Below are 15,458 nucleotides of genomic sequence, written 5' to 3' on the forward strand. Positions count from 1 at the left end.
TCACACGATCTCCAAAATCGGGGAACCAAGGACATCCGGGTCTGGGGTCACACCTAATCCCGGTCCTTCAGGCGGTGCAACCCGGCCGTATTCACGGTTCGGTGCATCAGGGCAGATGCGCGGTGACACATAAGAGGACAGGTCACAGGTGTTCAGCAAAGATCCTTGCGGGGTCGACGCGGCAAAATGCAGCGCTGCCGCAGTGACGATATCCGAGCCCCAGGTGCATTCGGCACAGATTTCAGCGCCCAGTTGCACCGTCAGATCCCGGGCGCGACGCATCGCCGACAGGCCGCCAAACTTGGAAAGCTTCAGCGCGACCGCGTCCAGACAGCCCAACTCATGCGCCCGCAACAGCGAGGCCATGTCATGCGCGTTTTCGTCTATCTTCATCGGCAGGCCGGTGGCTTGGCGAACTGCGGCGCAGTCTTCCAGCGTCTTGCAAGGCTGTTCCAGCATGATGTCCAGATGCGCCACGGCGCGCCCGGTGCGTGTGGCGTGCAGGCGCGACGCACCGCAGTTCCAGTCGCCATAGACCAATGGGCCGGGGCCGACAGCTTCGCGCACTTTCGCCAAACGCTCGGCATCCGCCTGCCAATCGCCGTCGGTGCCCAGCTTGACCTGGAACTGTCGTACACCGCTTTGGTAAGCCGTGGCGGCGATCCGCGCCATCTCGTCCGGCGCGATGCAGGTGATCGAGTGATAGACGGGCATGTCCTGCTGCGTGCGCCCCCCAAGCAAAGCATAGAGCGGCAGGTCAGTCGCGCGCCCGAACAGGTCCCACAGCGCCATATCGACGATCGATTTGGCATAGGCATGCCCGGGCAGTAGCGCATCCAGCGACCGCATGAGCGCATCGACCCCCAGCGGGCTTGCACCCAGCAACCCTTCGGCCATCTCGCGCACTGCGCTGGGCACGCCCTTGGCGAAAGCAGGCAGATAGCGCGGGATCGGGCAGACCTCGCCCCAGCCAACCAATCCGGTATCGGTTTCAAGGCACAGCGCATGGGATTCGACGGTGTCGCAGGTCTTGCCCTCGGCCATGTAGTAGGTTTCCAGGCTGGTCAGGTCCACCGACCACAGAGTCAGGCGTTTGATCTTCACTGCGCATACTCCAAAACAGGGGCCCCGAGGCTGGCGAAATCCGGTTTGACCCCCAACCCGGGAACGTCGGGCGCAAAGAGTTTGCCATCTCGCGCAACGGGCCCGCCGATGCCTGTCGACCGGGTGTTATAGTTCATCAGATCGGTCGTGTTCTGCAAATACTCCGACGGGGTCGAGGCGGCAAAGTGTGCCACCACAGAACTGGTGATCTCGCCGCCCCAGGTGTCTTCGCTGACGATCGGAATCCGGTTTTCGAACAGAAAGTCGCGCACGCGTCTGGCCTTGCTGATGCCGCCCAGGTTCGAGATTTTCAGACAGCAAATCTCGGCACCGCGATCCGCGACGATCCTTTGTGCCATGTGCATACCCGTCACGCACTCGTCCAACTTCATCGGCTGCTCGGCCACGCGGCGCACTTGCTGGCATTCCTCATAAGTGCGGCAGGGCTGTTCCAGAATGAAGTCCAGATCGCGCGTCGCCCGCGCCACTCGGATTGCGTTGTCCACGCGCCAGCCCTGGTTGGCGTCGGCCATTGCCTTTTCTCCGGGATTCAGCAGCGGCATGGTATCGCGAATGCGGTCGATATCGCTGGCCCAGTCTCCGCCAACCTTGATCTGGAACTGGCGATAGCCTTGATCCCTGTAGGTGTTCATTTCGGCGATGGTTTCATCTGTCGATTTTTGCGGCGCGACCCGATACATCGGGGCCCCGTCCGTCAGTTTGCCACCGAGCAGCATCCAAACAGGTTGATCGCAGGCTTGGCCGAGAATGTCCCAACAGGCAGCGTCGAAAGGTGCCTTGGCGTATCCATGCCCCTGCACAATATGGTCCAAAATCTGCTCGATCCTTGCCACTTGCCGGGGGTCCTTACCCAACAGCGACGGGGCAACAAGCCGGGCCAATGCAGGTACCCCCTGCGAATGCGCAACCATGTAGTTTTCGCCACAGGGCGTGAATTCTCCGCATCCCTGAAGACCCGCATCCGTATCGATCACGACAACCGAGGCGGTCGCGGTTTCAATTGCGTTTCCGGCCCCCCAAACATAAGTGCCGCCGACATAGGGCAGCCCGGTCTGGAAGATGCGGATGCGCGTGATCTTCATGCGGCGCCCATTCTGGGCAGGTCATCCATGCCCTCTCCGCGCCATAACACAAAGGTCAGGATCGGCTGGTCACCAGTCACCATCGCATGGCTTTGCCAGCTTTCGTGATGGCGCGTTTCCTCGGCGCCAACGAATACCTCTTGCCCATCGGTTTTGAACAGCGCGCTGCCGGCAAGGGTCAGATACAACTCCTCTGCCTGATGGCTGTGCCAGTCATAGCTTAGCCCCGCGCCCCAATAGGCGATATAGCTGCGCAACTGGTTCGAATGAAAATGACCGGTCGGGCCAAAAAGTTCGTAATACCCATACCGGGACAGGAAATCCGCGCCGACCTCCTCTTCGGTATATGTCGTTTTCCATTGGGCTAGTTCGGTAGTGCTGGTCACCGCGGAAACCATATCTTGCGTCAACCGTGACCCGAGGAGTGCCAGATTGCGGATCTGGTCCACGGCCGGAATCGGTTCCGGGTGCAGCCCGCCATGCGACAGATCCGTGGGCCAGTCCGCGAAAGCTGCCAGATCCGGATGCGCGGAATGCAATTGACGAGCGGCTTCCAGAACATCATCCAGCGTCATGGGATCACCACGATATTGCCCGTGTGTTGCTTGGCAATGAATGCGGCCTGCGCCTCGCGCAGCTGGTCCAGCGGGTATGTCGCCGCCAGCACAGGCTGTATTTCCCCCGCTTCGATGTATTTCACAAGGTTTCGCATAACCTCGGGGTCTATGACGGTAGAGCCGGTGAAGGTCAGATCACGCAGGTAAAATGTGCGCAGATCAAACTCGACCATAGGTCCCGCAATCGCGCCTGAACAGGTATAGCGCCCACCGCGTTCAAGGACGTCGATCAGATCGCCCCAGGGCGGCCCGCCGACCACATCGGCGACAACGGTTACCTTTTCGTCAGCCAGCAACTGACGCAGGTCTTTCGGGGCGCGGGGAATGATCCTGTCTGGGTTCAGTTTTGCCACATCTTCGTGTTTGGCTTCCGATGCCATCGCGATGACGCGCGCACCACGGCGTTTCGCCAATTGCACCAAAGCCCCGCCAACACCGCCGGATGCACCTGGGACCAGCACCGTGTCGGCGGCAGCTACACGCGCACGTGTCAACATACCCTCGGCCGTGGAGTACGAACAGGAGAAGGTCGCAAGCTCGGCATCCGACAGTGGCGAGTTGACGGCAATTGCGTTGCGCGCGGGGGTCGTGGTGAATTCCGCAAACCCGCCATCGCGTTCCGAACCGAAATAGCCCGTCTTGTCCTTGTTCAGCGGGTCATCGGCGTCGCGTAGCCAGCCTTCGGTGATTACCCGTTCACCGACACGAGAGGCATCGACATTCTGCCCGACGCCGACGATCTCGCCGCAGACATCGGCGCCCTGAATGCGCGGGAAAACCAAAGGCGCGCCGCCCCAGGTGGGATCATCCTGACCCACGGTTTCGAACGCGCCACCGGTTGTCGCGTCACTGACGGTTTTCGAGTACCAACCCGACCGCGTGTTAACATCGGTGTTGTTCAACCCACAGGCTTTGACGCGGATCAGGACCTCATCCGGGCCGGGGGTCGGGCGTGGCCAATCCTCATGCCAGACCATCTGGTCCAGATCGCCGTGGCCCATCGTTACCATGGCCTTCATTGTTTCGGGTAAGGTCATTGTGCAGGCTCCATGACAGCGTCGGTTCGAGGCAGGCGGCTTTCGGGGTCATATGCAGGCTCGGCCAGAACCATTGCAGCCCTCGGCGTGCCGTGGATGATGACCTCCAGCTTGGTCCCCGCAACGGCAGCCTCGGGTTTGATATAGGCGAAGGCAAGGATTTTGCCGACGCTGTGGCCATAAGCGACAGACGCGGTCGAGCCGACAACGCGACCTTCGAACAATACCGCCTCGCCGCCATGGCCGTCGACCTTTCCGTCCGGTTCGATTTCGAGATAGGCGCAGATCCACGGCAGATCGGTGTTCAGGGTCTTGTCCTTGCCCAGATAATCCTTGTCGGTTCTGGCAAAGCGCAGCACGTCGGCCTCGGCGAGTGTCACCTCATTGGTCAATTCTCCGGCCCCTTTAAAGCCTTTCTCCATCCGCATGGCATTCATTGCAAAGCTTCCGTAATCGGCAATCCCATGTGCCTCACCTGCAGTCCAGAGTGCATTGTAGACGTCCACACAAGCGGCGTTGGGCATATGCAGTTCCCAGCCCAACTCTCCGGCATAGGACATGCGGAAGGCCCAGACATCGTGACCCGCGATCCTGATCTGCTGGGCCGAGAGCCATCGGAAACCGGCATTGCTGAGGTCCGCATCGGTGCAAGCGCCCAGAACGTCACGCGACCTTGGCCCGTTCAGGGACAGTGCCGACCAATTGGCGGAAAGCGCGGTGATCGTGACTTCTTCTTCGCTACGCTGTCGCGCCAGATGATCCAGCAGGCGTTGTTCGAAGAATGCAGCGCAGACGAGATAATAGCGATCCTGTGCCATGCGCACGATGGTCGTTTCCAACTCAATCCGACCCCGGCGGTTCAGCATGTGGGTCAGGGTGACCGAGCCATCCTTCTGCGGCATCCGGTTGGCGGTCAGACGGTCCAGCAGCGCATAGGCGTCGGGGCCTGAAACCTCGACCTTGGTGAATGCTGTGATGTCCATGATGCCAACCCGTTCGCGCACCGCTTTGACCTCGTGCGCGACCATGTCGTCGGCTGGCGTGCGGCAGAAGGAATAGTGATCTTGCTGCGCCACCCCATCGCGGGCAAACCAGCGGGGGCGCTCAAAGCCATAGACCTCTTCATGCACTGCGCCTTTGGAATTCAACAGATCATAGAGCGGTGACGGTTTGATCGGACGGCCTGCCAAGCGGTTGAAGTGCGGGAAAGGAATTTCGTGGCGTAGGCAATAGTCCTCCTCGGCCTTGATCACCTGCCATTCTTTGTTGGCATAACTGCCGAACCGGCGCGGATCATACTCTCGCATCGAGATGTCCGCGGCCCCATGCACCATCCACCGCGCCAGTTCGCGCGTCAGACCCGGCCCCCAGCCGATCCCGATCTGTGTGCCGCAGCAGCACCAGTAGTTCCGCACGCCCGGCGCAGGACCGATCAGAGGGTTGCCATCGGGTGGGTGGCTGATCGCGCCGTGTACCTCGCGCTGAATGCCAAGCTCGGCAAAGATCGGCATCCGGTTCAGGCTTTCCTCGAGCCACGGCATCACCCGGTCGTAATCGGCATCGAACAGCCAGTTCTCGTAATCCCACGGGCAATGATCGTGCCAGACTGAATTGGGGTTCTCTTTCTCGTAAATCCCGATCAGGCCGCGCTTTTGTTCCATCCGGATATAGCCCGACACCTTCTTGTCGTCGCGGATCACCGGCAGTTCTTTGTCCAGCGCTTCGAACTCTGGCACAGGCTCGGTCACAAAGTAATGGTGCGTCATTGAGGTCATCGGCAGCTGCAGGCCCGACCACTCACCCATCTGCCGCGCATAGGTGCCGCCCGCGTTCACTACATGCTCGCAGGTAATTGTGCCTTTCAGCGTCTCGACCACCCATTCGCCGGTTTCGGACTGTGTGATGTTTGTCGCCTGACACTGCCGGATGATCCGGACACCTTTTTGACGCGCGCCTGCAGCCATCGCCATGGTCACATTGGTTGGGTCTACATGGCCGTCGTCGGGCGTGTGCAACGCGCCCAACACACCATCCAGATTATAGAACGGATGCAACTGAGCCACCCGTTCCGGGCCGACAAGCTCGATATTGAAACCCAGCGAACGACCCACGGAGAGGGTATGGCGCAGCCAGTCCATCTCATCCTCGGTATAGGCCAGCCGGAATGAGCCGCAGCCATGCCATGTCACGGCCTGCCCGGTCTCAGCTTCTAAAGCACCGGAATAGAGCCCGATATTGTAATCGACGCATTTGCCCAGACCAAAGCTGGATGTCGAATGGGTGATCTGCCCCGCCGCATGCCAGGTGCTGCCGCTGGTCAGTTCAGCTTTTTCCAGCAGCACGGTTTCTGCACCCCAGCCCTCGTGCCCAAGGTGGTAGGCAAGGCCCACGCCCATCACTCCGCCACCCACAATAACCACGCGTGCGTGGGTCGGGAAATCAGATGCCATCGGATCAATCCTCTGAGTCGATTTTGTCTCGACACCGTAAGCAAACAAAAGTACCATCGTCAATCATGAATGGGACAAATGTATCAAATACGATTCTTGAACGGTTGGCGGATGAACTGTCCGAGCTGACGCCCGAGGCGCGCAAAGCCGCCACCTATGTGCTGGAGAACCCGCGCGACGTTGGGGTTTCGACCGTGCGCGAGATCGCCGAGGCCGCGAATGTGAAGCCCAACACCATCGTCCGTATGGCGCGGCAGGTGGGCTTCGAAGGGTACGAGGATTTTCGCGTTCCTTTCCGCGAGGCGATCCGGCGCGGTCAGGCTGATTTCCCCGACCGCGCGCGCTGGCTTCAGGATATTCGCAAGTCCGGCAATATGGGCGGGCTTTATGCCGATATGGTTCAGGACGCCCTGCGCAATGTCGAGGAAACCTTTGCCAATATCTCGTCCGAGCAGTTGAAAGCCGCGGCGGAAGATATCTGGAACTCGCGCAATGTGTTTGTGCTGGGCGTGGGCGTGAACAACTCGAACGCGCGGAACTTTGTCTATCTGGCGTCGACCGGGATGGTGCAGTTCCACGCGATCCCGCGCCCCGGATCAAACCCGATCGATGATCTGGCATGGGCGGACAAGCGTGACGTGCTGATTGCTATGACCTGCAAGCCTTATCGCAATGAGGTGGTCGAGGCGGTGCAGGTCGCGCGCGAGCAGGGGTTGAAGGTCGTAGGCCTCTCTGACAGCCCGGCCAGCCCGATCCTGCGCGCGGCTGACCATGGCTTTGTCATCTCAGCAGACACGCCTCAGTTCTTCCCATCCTCGGTTAGCACAGTTGCCCTGCTGGAAACGCTGCTGTCCTTTGTGATCGCCGTCGCCAGCGATGAGATCGTTGAACGGGTCGAGACCTTTCACAAACGCCGCCATCAGCTTGGCCTTTACCACTCGGAGGACTCGTGACAGCCCCCATTCAATCTCTCGCAGCCCGGTATTACACTGATCCCGCCATCTTTCGCATGGAAACAGACGGCCTGCTGGCGCGTACATGGCAGTTCGGCTGCCACGCCTCGGAACTTGCCGAGCCGGGTGCATACGTCGCGTTTGAAGTTGCGGGGCAGGACCTGTTCGCAATCCGGGGCCGTGATGACAAGATCCGCGTGTTCTACAATGTCTGTCAGCACCGCGCGCATCAGTTGGTTGAGGGAACGGGCACCACACGCGTCGTGGTCTGCCCCTACCACGCCTGGACCTACGAACTGACCGGAGAGTTGCGGGCCGGGCCAAATCTCAAGGCGGTTGAGGGGTTCGACAAATCCTCCGTCTGTTTGAACGAAGTCCGCAGCGAAGAGTTTCTGGGTTTTGTGTTCGTCAATCTGGACCCAGACGCCGCGCCGATGGACGACTGGTTCCCTGGCGCCCGCGCCGAGCTTGAGGAATGGGTGCCCAACTGGGCCGATCTGAAACCGCTGGAATGGGTCGAGATACCGGAACTGTGCAACTGGAAGGTGTCGGTCGAGAATTACTCGGAATGTTACCACTGCTCACTCAACCACCCGACTTTCGCGAATGGTGTTGTCAGGCCGGAAACCTACGACATCCAGCCTCAGGGCATGTGCCTGCGTCACACGACCGAATGCCAGAGCCTTGAGAACATGACGTATGACATTCAGTCGGGCTTTAAGCATTTCGACGAATATTCCAGCTGGTTCCTCTGGCCGATGTTTTCCTTTCAGGTCTATCCGGGCAACGTGCTGAACACCTATCACTGGCGCGCGGTGGATGCGGATCATGTGGTGGTCTGGCGCGGCTGGTACTCTGTCGGTGGCGTGGATGATCCCAAAATACGTCAACTCGCTGCGCAGGATCGCGCAACCACAGTGGAAGAGGATATCCGCTTGGTCGAATCCGTGCAGCGCGGCCTACATTCGCGCGGCTATCGACCCGGCCCGCTGGTGATTGATCCCAAGGGCGGGGTAAATTCGGAACACCCCGTTATGCATCTGCAAAAATGGATGCGTGAGGCTGTTGACGAGCAACTCGGAAGGACCGGCACATGAGCACATTTGACGAAGACCTGTTCTTGAAAGGATTAGAGCAGCGCAAGGCAACGCTGGGCGCGGATTATGTCGAAAAAAACCTGGCCGCTGCCGACGAATTTACGCGCCCGTTTCAAGAGGCGATGACCGCCTGGTGCTGGGGCTTTGGCTGGGGTGACGATGTGATCGACGCCAAAACGCGGTCAATGATGAACCTGTCGATGATCGGTGCGTTGGGAAAAATGCACGAATGGGAGATCCATTGCCGGGGCGCTATCAACAACGGAGTCACCAGCGACGAAATCCGCGCCATCATCCACGTCATCGGCATCTATTGCGGCGTGCCACAGGCGTTGGAGTGCTTTCGCGTGGCTCGCAAAGTGCTGGAGGAAACCATCTGAGCGCGGCGCCGAGAACTGATTTGTGCACCCGCGCTTCACGCGAAGAGAGGCTCACTCGGGTGTTGCCTTTTCGGCCACTAGATTCGCAAGGTTGTTACGGTATCGGTTCAGGCAATCCTGATGGGCTTTGGCAATCGCCGGGATTGCAAGCAATTCCTCCATCTTGGACTGCAATCTATCCGCAAACCTCAACATGCGCGGGTCATAAACATCATTCCGGTTGAACGTGTCCCAGTATTCGTCGCGAAATCGCGACGACCTGTTCTCGGCCCCGGTAGCTTTGGTGCCTTGCCCGCGTTGTTTCTTCAGCGCGAAGCTGTCTTTGGTTTTGACCGCATAGTGGAAGATTGAGGCCCAATCATATGCGACCAGTTCTCGTGGGGATTCTCCTAGCCGGTGGCGACCTCGGCGTACCGCACGATAATACAGCTCGTGCATGTCTTCGCCTTCGGCATTCACGAACAACCCGTCTTCGGGTTGATAGCCCCAAATGAACCAGGGGCGGTGCAATCCGAAGCCTCGAATTTTTTCAGTCTTCTTGAACAGAGTTTTGAACTGGACCATCCGGTCGGGGTCCACATCGGCGCGTCGCGTGAATTTCTGCGTGACGGGACCCTCGGACCATGCGGCATGGCCACCGTCGCCGAAATTCAACCAGTTGACCGTGATGCCGGTGCAGATCGGTTCGATCTTGCGGATCAGTTCGACCACGTTGTTGTCGGGATTCTCGCAGTACAGAAACTCGTCCAAATCTAGCCACATCAACCAGTCGGCACCGTCGAACGCCTTGTGATCAAAAGCCGTTTCTGCCGCCTGTTTCTGGGGAACCTGATCGGGTGTCAGATCCTGCAAAACGTGGGAGACAACACCGCTTTCATCCAGCGCATCCAGCAGTTCCGTTGTCCCGTCCGTTGAATCGTTGCTGTAGATGACGATATCGGTGAACCCGACCAGCATGTGATAGGCCACCCATTCCAGCAAAAAGGGACCTTCGTTCTTAGCTGACGAAAACAGCCCGACTTTCATATGCGTTCCTTTGGTTGAGCGTGGATGTCCTGACCGACCGGTCAGAGTTACTGGTCAGAGCTGCTCGACCTTTATGGAATCCGTGGGATAAAACGCCATGTACTCTTTGATCTCCGAGACCGCCGGGATCGGGTCCTCATAGCTCCAGACTGCGTTCTCGGTCACCGAAGATTTGTTGACGATCGAAAAATGCGCGGCGTCGCCCTTACCGGGGCAATGGGTGATCTTGTCAGTGCGGTCCAGAAACGCCATGGCGATATCCCTGCGAGGGAAATAGATCACCGGGGCCTTGTCGCCTTCCAGCAGTTCCAAGGCACCCGTCGTCTCACCCAGAATTGCGCCACCGGACCGAACGCTCCATTTGCCCGGTGCCTTGCGGATGGTGATGTGATCAGTCATGTCTGCTCCTTCCCTCGTCTTGTCAGGGCTATTTCTTTGCCCAATATATGTAACAGTCCGGCGTCAGACCGGCGCAGTTGCGGCATCCAACCACAGTTGCGCGTCCTCGCCCAGCCTCGGGCGGATATTTTCCGCAACGTCGCGATGATAGGCGTTCAGCCAGGCGCGTTCTTCGGGCGTCAGCATATCCAACACGATCAGCCGACGATCAATCGGGACATAAGTTAGGGTGCGCCAGCACAACATCGCGCGGTCGTCATCGCCGCCGGGCAGGGCAGGGGCGTCCTCGACCACCACCAGATTTTCCAGCCGGATGCCAAACGCACCCTCGCGATAATAGCCCGGTTCGTTGGACAGGATCATGCCGGGTTCCAACGGCACATGGCTGACGCGGGATAGGCGCTGGGGGCCTTCGTGAACACTGAGATAGGTTCCGACCCCATGGCCGACACCGTGGTTGAAATCCTGACCCGCAAGCCAGAGTGGTAACCGCGCGACACATTCGATGTCGCGCCCGGCCAGGCCAACAGGCCAGCGCAGCATCGACATCGCGATCATGCCTTTCAGAACGCGGGTGAAACAGGCTTTTTCCTCGTCCCCGACCTCTCCGATCGCGATAGTGCGGGTGATGTCAGTGGTTCCGTCAAGATATTGCCCGCCGCTGTCCAGAACCAGCAATTGACCGTTCTCCAGGCGGCTGTCGGTCTCGTCGGTCACACGGTAATGCATGATCGCGCCGTTTGGTCCGGTGCCTGCGATGGTATCGAACGAGATATCCTGCAAGGCGTTATCGCGGCGGCGGCATTCCTCCAACCGGGTGACAACCTGCGTTTCGGTCAGACTGCCCGTCGGCTGCGCATCAAGCCAGCTCAGCAGTTCGACAACAGCCGCTGCATCACGCAGATGCGCCTGAGCGGTCCCTTCGATCTCGGCCGGGTTTTTGCGCGCCTTGGGCAACGCACAGGGATCGCCGTCATCGACTATGCGCTCGCCCAACGCGTCCGCTACGATCTGCGGTACGGTAGCCAGGTCGACCTGAACACTGCCGCTCAGCATTGCGACGGCATCCAGGAAACCCTCGGGTGGGCGCAGATTCACGGTTGGCCCGAGCGGTTTCGGCAGGTCCTTCAGTTTTTCCTCAGCCATGAACAGATCAACCGTCCCGTCGGCGTCGAGAATGGCAAATCCATGTGCGACCGGGTTATATGCGATGTCCGATCCGCGGATGTTCAGCAGCCACATGATCGAATCCGGCAGCGTAATCACCGCTGACTTGTGTCCGGCTTGTTTGAGAGTTTCAGACAGCCGCGAGATTTTGCTTTCAGCGCTTTCTCCGGCAAATTCAATTGGGTGCGCTTTGACAGGGTTGATCGGAGGGTCGGGCTGGTCCGACCAAATGCGATCGATCAGATTTTCATAGCGCACCAGCTCGACGCCGCTTCCGCTCAGGTCCTTTTCAACAGCCGCGATCTGTCCGGCAGAATGCAGCCAGGGATCGAAACCGACTTTGCCGCCCTGGGGCAACTGCGTCTTCAACCACGCGCCCAGGGCAATGTCCGGCCAAGGTACCGGCGTATAATCCTTGGCAACCTGCGCTTTGACCTGCGTGCGGTAGCGGCCATCTATGAAGACGCCTGCGATATCGGTCAGCGCGGCGCAAAATCCGGCTGATCCGGTAAAACCTGTCAGCCAGGCCAGCCGCTCATCCCGCGGGGCCACATATTCCCCCTGATGCGCATCCGCTCGGGGGATCAGGAAACCGTCCAGCCCTTCGCGCGCCATTTCGGCGCGCAGCGCGGCCAGTCGCGGAGGCCCCTGTTCCGGGCGGGCGGTGACTTCGAAAGACTGGAACATTGCGGCCTCATCATCCGGGGTGATCGGCGAAAAGGTGATGCGCGCAACTTGAAATGTCCAGACTTGAATTGGACGAAGCGCTATTCGCCCAGAAAGCCGATCAGAGCGTCGACGAATTCGGCCCAAACGGCGTTGCCCGGTAATGGAATATGGTTTGCGCTCTCTAACACCAATAGTTCGGCATTTGGAATTCCGGCGGCCAGTTTCTGCGCCTCGGAAACCGGGTGGACGTTGTCGTGCCGCGAATGGATCACCAGGGTTGGGCACTGGACCTGCGGCAAGAGCGTAAGCACCGACTCCTGATGGATTGCATCGCGCAGCTGCAGCATCACGTCCTGAGAGCAGGCGCTGAGTAGGTTTCGGGCCATGTTATGTACTGCGTCCAACGGCCCTTCGGGAAAATAGCTAAGCATCATCGCGGACACGAAACTGATTTCCGGCGCGTGCCAGCCCTCGGCGGCCATCGACCGCAGGGCGTCCGATTCAACGTTTGGCTCCCGACGCCCGCGCCCTTCGGCATAGCCGCCCACAATTGCCAGCCGTGTCACGCGCTCGGGGTATCTGACAGCAACGCGTATCGCCGCCAGCACGCCGCCGGATTCGCAATAGAGCGCAAATCGTTCGAAACCGGCGCTATCTGCTGCCAGGATCATGTTTTCGGCAGAAGAATCGAACGAGAAGCGTTTCAGGGACCGATCCGAGCGGCCAAATCCGATCGGGTCAAACCGCAACAGGGAAAAGCGTGCGCCAAGTGTCTCAAACAATTGACGTTCCGATGGCGTGTTCCATTCGGCCTCAAGATCAGTTGAGTTATATCCGCCGCGCAAAACATTGGGTCCCGAACCGGTTACCGTATAGGCAAGTGACTGGCCTTCCGGGGTTTGTGCATACCGAATGCGTTGTCCTGCCACCGATGGTTCAGAAGAAACTCTCTCTTCCGTCGATACCTCGGCGACCCACTTCAGACCGCGCCTCGCGACTGTCTGGATCAATTTTTGCGACCTGCCGTTATCTCCGATTGCTTTGCGCGCCGATGCGATACGTGCGCTTATGGTTGATTCCGAAACGATCCGGCCCATCCAGACATCCGCGACAATGTTGTCGCGGCTCATCAGCCTGCCGGGGTTTCGGACCAGTAAATGCAACAGATCGAACACCTGAGGTTCGATATCCACGGGCTCATTATTGCAAAGCAACACGTGGCCCTCAGTGTCCAAAACATAATCTGCAAACAGGTAACGCATTCAAGGATTATCACCCGCCACGCACGCTCACGGCAAGGTGGCCACCCAAAATCAGGGTTTTCTAAGGAAATTCACAGGATGTTCTTCAAGCGAAGCCTGCCCGAACAAACGAAGATCAGAACATCAGCCTTGGAGGACCCAACAATGATGCTTCCTTTCGATACGACGCTACTGCGCTACCCGCCCGACAAACTTCGCCCGCAATCGCCGCAGTCGCGGCAGGCGCAAGCGAATGCCGTGGCCGAACACAAGCCGAAGCGTTCCGTTCAGCGCACCGAGTTTCGGACGAGATGGGCACTGTTCAGCTGGCGCGCTTCATCCCCATGACCCGTGCCCGCGCGCGGGGGTCGCTGTCGAACAGGGCCGCCAGTTGCTCGGTCATAGCGCCGGCCAGTTGTTCCACATCGGTGATCGTCACGGCGCGGTCATAGTATCGGGTCACGTCATGCCCAATACCAATAGCAAGCAATTCCACCGCCTTACGCTTTTCGACCATGGCGATTACGTCGCGCAAGTGCTTCTCAAGGTAGTTTGCCGGGTTCACGCTGAGCGTTGAATCATCGACCGGCGCACCGTCGGAGATCACCATCAGGATCTTGCGGGCCTCGCGCCGGGCCAGCATCCGGCGATGCGCCCATTCCAGCGCCTCTCCGTCGATGTTTTCCTTCAGCAGGCCCTCTTTCATCATCAGACCCAGATTGGGGCGCGCGCGCCGCCAGGGGGCATCGGCCCCTTTGTAGATGATGTGGCGCAGGTCATTCAGACGACCCGGCTGTTGCGGACGGCCAGCGTTCAGCCACGCCTCACGCGCCTGACCGCCTTTCCAGGCGCGGGTGGTAAAGCCCAGAATTTCGACCTTCACGTTGCAACGTTCCAGCGTGCGCGCCAGAACATCCGCACAGATTGCAGCGATGGAAATCGGGCGACCGCGCATCGAGCCCGAATTGTCCAGCAGAAGTGTCACCACGGTGTCGCGAAACTCGGTGTCTTTCTCGACCTTGAAGCTTAGTGGCGTGGTCGGGTTCGCCACCACGCGCGCCAGACGGCCTGCGTCCAGAATGCCTTCCTCGCGGTCGAACTCCCAGGACCGGTTCTGCTGTGCCTGCAGGCGCCGCTGCAGCTTGTTCGCCAACCGGCTCACCGCGCCCTTCAGTGGTTCAAGTTGCTGATCCAGATAAGCGCGCAGCCGTTCCAACTCGGCCGGTTCGGCCAAATCTTCGGCGGCAATCTCTTCGTCATGGGTGTTCAGATAGACCTTGTAATCCGGGTCCGCCTCGGAGGCAGGCGGCGGGGCTGGGGGCTCCAAAGGGGCCTCGCCTTCGGGCATTTCAGCCTCGTCACCCATCTCATCTTCGGCCATCTCGTCCATCGAGACCTGGGCCTGAGACTGATCCTGCTGTTCTTCCTGAGTCTGTTCCGGGGTCGCGTCGGCGTCCTGTTCGTCCTGATCATCCTGGCCGGTGCTGTCGGGATCAGGCTGTTCATCGGCGTCTTCTTCGGCTTGGTCCTCTTGCTCGTCATCCAGCTCGTCAGGGTCGTCGCCCAGCTGGTCGCCATAGCCCAGATCCTTGATCATCTGCCGGGCGAACTTGGCGAATTCGGCTTGGTCCGAAAGCACCTCATCAAGGTTTTCCAGCGCGCCGCCTGCCTGTTCCTCGATAAAGCCGCGCCACAGGTTCATGACATTTTCTGCCGCCGGTGGCATGTCCCGCCCCGTCGCCAGATGCCGGATCAAATAACCCGCCGCCACAGATAGCGGCGCATCGGCGGGCTGTTTGCACTGGTCATACCCGCGCCGGATCGCTTCGTGCCCGATCTTGACGTCGATATTGGACGCGGTGCCGGGCATATCCCGCGCGCCCATCGCCTCGCACCGCGCGGTCTCCATTGCTTCGTAGAGATCACGCGCCATATCTCCCGGAGGCGCATAGCGGTTATGGGTCGCATCGTCATGATACCGGCGCTGCAAGGCCAAAGCGTCCGCCGTTCCGCGCGCCAGCAAAACCTCTTCCCGCGTCATGCGGCGAGAGACCTGCGGCAGACGCATCGACTCGCCCGACAGGCCCGAGGGATCGACGGTGTAGCTGACCGACAGTTCCGGGTCGTCGGCCATGACTTTGGTGGCCTCGGCCAAGGCCTTCTTGAACGGGTCGGCGGGGTTGTCGTTTGGTTTACTCATCGGCGGCACGTCCGG

The 15,458-nt window shown here is 59.6% G+C and carries 14 protein-coding genes; 4 read left to right on the forward strand and 10 right to left on the reverse strand.

Going from position 1 to position 15,458, the window contains the following annotated elements; translation table 11 throughout:
• From ACR0LX_RS14280 to ACR0LX_RS14300, 5 genes are read right to left on the reverse strand one after another with little or no spacing between them, the layout of a single operon-like run.
• On the reverse strand, nucleotides 1-1,104 hold the full coding sequence (locus ACR0LX_RS14280) for a mandelate racemase/muconate lactonizing enzyme family protein (protein WP_480784282.1): 1,104 nt from the start codon (nucleotides 1,102-1,104) through the stop codon (nucleotides 1-3).
• Entirely contained in the window at nucleotides 1,101-2,207 is a 1,107-nt protein-coding gene (locus ACR0LX_RS14285) for a mandelate racemase/muconate lactonizing enzyme family protein (RefSeq protein ID WP_480784283.1), read from the reverse strand. The genes ACR0LX_RS14280 and ACR0LX_RS14285 overlap by 4 nt, the downstream gene beginning before the upstream one ends.
• Complete coding sequence (locus ACR0LX_RS14290) at nucleotides 2,204-2,782, reverse strand: dimethylsulfonioproprionate lyase family protein (protein ID WP_480784284.1); 579 nt, start codon at nucleotides 2,780-2,782, stop codon at nucleotides 2,204-2,206. Before ACR0LX_RS14290 ends, ACR0LX_RS14285 begins: the two co-directional genes overlap by 4 nt.
• Entirely contained in the window at nucleotides 2,779-3,861 is a 1,083-nt protein-coding gene (locus ACR0LX_RS14295; protein ID WP_480784285.1) for an alcohol dehydrogenase family protein, read from the reverse strand. Before ACR0LX_RS14295 ends, ACR0LX_RS14290 begins: the two co-directional genes overlap by 4 nt.
• Entirely contained in the window at nucleotides 3,858-6,311 is a 2,454-nt protein-coding gene (locus ACR0LX_RS14300; RefSeq protein WP_480784286.1) for an FAD-dependent oxidoreductase, read from the reverse strand. Before ACR0LX_RS14300 ends, ACR0LX_RS14295 begins: the two co-directional genes overlap by 4 nt.
• Before the next feature lie 65 nt (nucleotides 6,312-6,376).
• Between ACR0LX_RS14300 and ACR0LX_RS14305 the strand changes: the two genes are divergently transcribed.
• Genes ACR0LX_RS14305 through ACR0LX_RS14315 form a run of 3 tightly spaced genes read left to right on the forward strand, consistent with a single transcriptional unit; the run spans nucleotide 6,377 to nucleotide 8,741 of the window.
• On the forward strand, nucleotides 6,377-7,264 hold the full coding sequence (locus ACR0LX_RS14305; RefSeq protein WP_480784287.1) for a MurR/RpiR family transcriptional regulator: 888 nt from the start codon (nucleotides 6,377-6,379) through the stop codon (nucleotides 7,262-7,264).
• Nucleotides 7,261-8,361, forward strand: a complete 1,101-nt coding sequence (locus ACR0LX_RS14310; protein WP_480784288.1) for an aromatic ring-hydroxylating oxygenase subunit alpha — start codon at nucleotides 7,261-7,263, stop codon at nucleotides 8,359-8,361. The genes ACR0LX_RS14305 and ACR0LX_RS14310 overlap by 4 nt, the downstream gene beginning before the upstream one ends.
• Complete coding sequence (locus ACR0LX_RS14315; protein ID WP_480784289.1) at nucleotides 8,358-8,741, forward strand: carboxymuconolactone decarboxylase family protein; 384 nt, start codon at nucleotides 8,358-8,360, stop codon at nucleotides 8,739-8,741. The genes ACR0LX_RS14310 and ACR0LX_RS14315 overlap by 4 nt, the downstream gene beginning before the upstream one ends.
• Nucleotides 8,742-8,792: 51 nt before the next feature.
• Here the strand turns inward: ACR0LX_RS14315 and ACR0LX_RS14320 are convergent, their stop codons facing one another.
• From ACR0LX_RS14320 to ACR0LX_RS14335, 4 genes are all read right to left on the reverse strand, one after another.
• Nucleotides 8,793-9,767 (reverse strand): glycosyltransferase family 2 protein, encoded by a 975-nt coding sequence (locus ACR0LX_RS14320; RefSeq protein WP_480784290.1) that lies wholly within the window; start codon nucleotides 9,765-9,767, stop codon nucleotides 8,793-8,795.
• A 54-nt stretch (nucleotides 9,768-9,821) separates the two neighbouring features.
• On the reverse strand, nucleotides 9,822-10,166 hold the full coding sequence (locus ACR0LX_RS14325; RefSeq protein WP_480784291.1) for a DUF427 domain-containing protein: 345 nt from the start codon (nucleotides 10,164-10,166) through the stop codon (nucleotides 9,822-9,824).
• Between the two features lie 63 nt (nucleotides 10,167-10,229).
• The gene (locus ACR0LX_RS14330) at nucleotides 10,230-12,020 is read right to left on the reverse strand and encodes an aminopeptidase P family protein (protein ID WP_480784292.1); all 1,791 of its coding nucleotides are present in this window, start codon (nucleotides 12,018-12,020) and stop codon (nucleotides 10,230-10,232) included.
• Between the two features lie 80 nt (nucleotides 12,021-12,100).
• The gene (locus ACR0LX_RS14335) at nucleotides 12,101-13,264 is read right to left on the reverse strand and encodes an alpha/beta hydrolase (RefSeq protein ID WP_480784293.1); all 1,164 of its coding nucleotides are present in this window, start codon (nucleotides 13,262-13,264) and stop codon (nucleotides 12,101-12,103) included.
• Here ACR0LX_RS14335 and ACR0LX_RS14340 point away from each other — a divergent pair.
• Nucleotides 13,160-13,591 (forward strand): hypothetical protein, encoded by a 432-nt coding sequence (locus tag ACR0LX_RS14340; RefSeq protein ID WP_480784311.1) that lies wholly within the window; start codon nucleotides 13,160-13,162, stop codon nucleotides 13,589-13,591. The genes ACR0LX_RS14335 and ACR0LX_RS14340 overlap by 105 nt on opposite strands.
• On the opposite strand, the gene cobT is transcribed toward ACR0LX_RS14340, so the two are convergent.
• On the reverse strand, nucleotides 13,566-15,443 hold the full coding sequence (gene cobT / locus ACR0LX_RS14345; RefSeq protein ID WP_480575209.1) for a cobaltochelatase subunit CobT: 1,878 nt from the start codon (nucleotides 15,441-15,443) through the stop codon (nucleotides 13,566-13,568). The two genes, ACR0LX_RS14340 and cobT, sit on opposite strands and share 26 nt — an antisense overlap.
• Nucleotides 15,444-15,458: the final 15 nt, after the last annotated feature.

The organism is Ruegeria sp. CH11, assembly GCF_056537105.1.